The 2,500-nt window shown below is 54.8% G+C and carries 1 tRNA gene and 2 rRNA genes (1 of these 3 cut by a window edge); all 3 read right to left on the reverse strand.

The features are described 5' to 3' along the window. Nucleotides 1-2: 2 nt before the first annotated feature. A tRNA-Met gene (locus tag EOD43_RS23465) sits at nt 3-79 on the reverse strand. A gap of 159 nt (nt 80-238) precedes the next feature. After that, nucleotides 239-353 (reverse strand): 5S ribosomal RNA (rrf, locus tag EOD43_RS23470). A 117-nt stretch (nt 354-470) separates the two neighbouring features. Then, a 23S ribosomal RNA gene (locus EOD43_RS23475) occupies nt 471-2,500 on the reverse strand (it continues 759 nt past the right edge of the window).

Genomic DNA, 2,500 nt, shown 5'->3' on the forward strand with positions numbered 1-2,500 from the left:
TTTGGTTGCGGGAGCTGGATTTGAACCAGCGACCTTCAGGTTATGAGCCTGACGAGCTACCGGGCTGCTCCATCCCGCGTCAACCAAGGTGTTGGATCAGGGGACGGAGGCGGAGCCTCCGCAAGGCCGAACGGCCGTCGCGCCTTATTGGCGCGGAAGCCAAAGCCGCGGATGCGGCTGCCGGCGCCTGAGGCCAACAAACAGAGTGAATGGGTTTTCATCGTGCACGGTCTTCAAAGCCTGGCGGCGACCTACTCTTCCGGTGCTTAAGCAACAGTACCATCGGCGCAGTTTGGTTTCACGGCCGAGTTCGGGATGGGATCGGGTGGGTCACAAACGCTATGGCCACCAAGCTATGGAGGCCGTGCAAGAAGTTCTAGAAATCTGGGTTTACCGTGCTGGAGATCTCCAACATCGTTCCCGAGAGTATCGGGTTTGTCGATGATGGTGGGGCTCTCCGTATTGAACGTTTGAGCGTGAATAGGACAATTAGTATCGGTTAGCTCCATGCGTTACCGCACTTCCACATCCGATCTATCAAGGTCGTGGTCTTCGACCGTCCTAAGATATCTTATCTTGAGGGAGGCTTCCCGCTTAGATGCTTTCAGCGGTTATCCCGTCCGTACATAGCTACCCTGCTGCACCGTTGGCACGATGACAGGTCCACCAGAGGTACGTTCACCCCGGTCCTCTCGTACTAGGGGCAACTCCTCTCAAATATCGACGCCCACGGCAGATAGGGACCAAACTGTCTCGCGACGTTCTGAACCCAGCTCACGTACCACTTTAATTGGCGAACAGCCAAACCCTTGGGACCTGCTCCAGCCCCAGGATGTGATGAGCCGACATCGAGGTGCCAAACAACCCCGTCGATATGAGCTCTTGGGGGTTATCAGCCTGTTATCCCCGGCGTACCTTTTATCCGTTGAGCGATGGCCCTTCCACGAGGGACCACCGGATCACTATGACCGACTTTCGTCTCTGCTCGACTTGTCAGTCTCGCAGTCAGGCTGGCTTATGCCATTGCACTCTAACAGCCGGTTTCCAACCGGCCTGAGCCAACCTTCGCGCGCCTCCGTTACTCTTTGGGAGGCGACCGCCCCAGTCAAACTACCCGCCACAGAGGGTCCCTGAACCAGTTTCATGGTTCGAGGTTAGACATCAGAAAACAACAGGGTGGTATTTCACCTATGGCTCCACCAGGACTGGCGTCCCGGCTTCAAAGCCTCCCACCTATGCTACACAATTCTTTCCTAATGCCACTCTGAAGCTGCAGTAAAGGTGCACGGGGTCTTTCCGTCTAACCGCGGGTACTCCGCATCTTCACGGAGAATTCAATTTCGCTGAGCATGTACTGGAGACAGTGGGGAAGTCGTTACGCCATTCGTGCAGGTCGGAACTTACCCGACAAGGAATTTCGCTACCTTAGGACCGTTATAGTTACGGCCGCCGTTTACCTGGGCTTCATTTCGATGCTTGCACATCTCCACTTAACCTTCAGGCACCGGGCAGGCGTCAGACCCTATACGTCGTCTTGAAGCCGACTTAGCAGAGCCCTGTGTTTTTGCTAAACAGTCGCTACCCCCTGGCCTGTGCCCCCTACAAAAAGTTGCCTTAATGTAGGGCCTCCTTCTTCCGAAGGTACGGAGGCAATTTGCCGAGTTCCTTCAGTACACTTCTCTCAAGCGCCTTGGTATACTCTACCAGACCACCTGTGTCGGTTTCGGGTACGGTCTATACGGTGGGGCTATTTCCTGGAACCTCTTCGAAGCCAGACCAATCCGATAAGGACTGACAACTTACGAGATCCGTCACACACCACCAGGCCCACGAATATTAACGTGGTTCCCATCGACTACCCCCTTCGGGCTCGTCTTAGGGGCCGGCTCACCCTGCTCGGATTAGCCTTGAGCAGGAACCCTTGGTCTTTCGGCGACAGGGCATCTCACCCTGTTTATCGCTACTCATGTCTGCATTCGCACTTCCGATACCTCCACGACCCATTACCAGATCGCTTCGCAGGCTTACGGAACGCTCCGCTACCGCGTGGATAAATCCACACCCTAAGCTTCGGTGCGTGTCTTGAGCCCCGTTACATCTTCGCCGCAGGAACCCTTATTTAGACCAGTGAGCTGTTACGCTTTCTTTAAAGGATGGCTGCTTCTAAGCCAACCTCCTGGTTGTTTTGGGATTCCCACATGCTTTCCCACTTAGACACGACTTGGGGACCTTAGCTGTAGGTCAGGGCTGTTTCCCTCTTGACGACGGACCTTAGCACCCGCCGTCTGTCTCCCGGATATCACTCGTTGGTATTCGGAGTTTGGTTGAATTTGGTAGATCTCGCGACCCCCGCATCCATCCAGTGCTCTACCCCCAACGGTGTTCATCCGAGGCACTACCTCAATAGTTTTCGCGGAGAACCAGCTATTTCCCGGCTTGATTGGCCTTTCACCCCTAAACACAACTCATCCGGTAACTTTTCAACGTTAATCGGTTCGGA

The sequence above is a fragment of the Sphingomonas crocodyli genome, assembly GCF_004005865.1.
GTDB lineage: Bacteria > Pseudomonadota > Alphaproteobacteria > Sphingomonadales > Sphingomonadaceae > Rhizorhabdus > Rhizorhabdus crocodyli.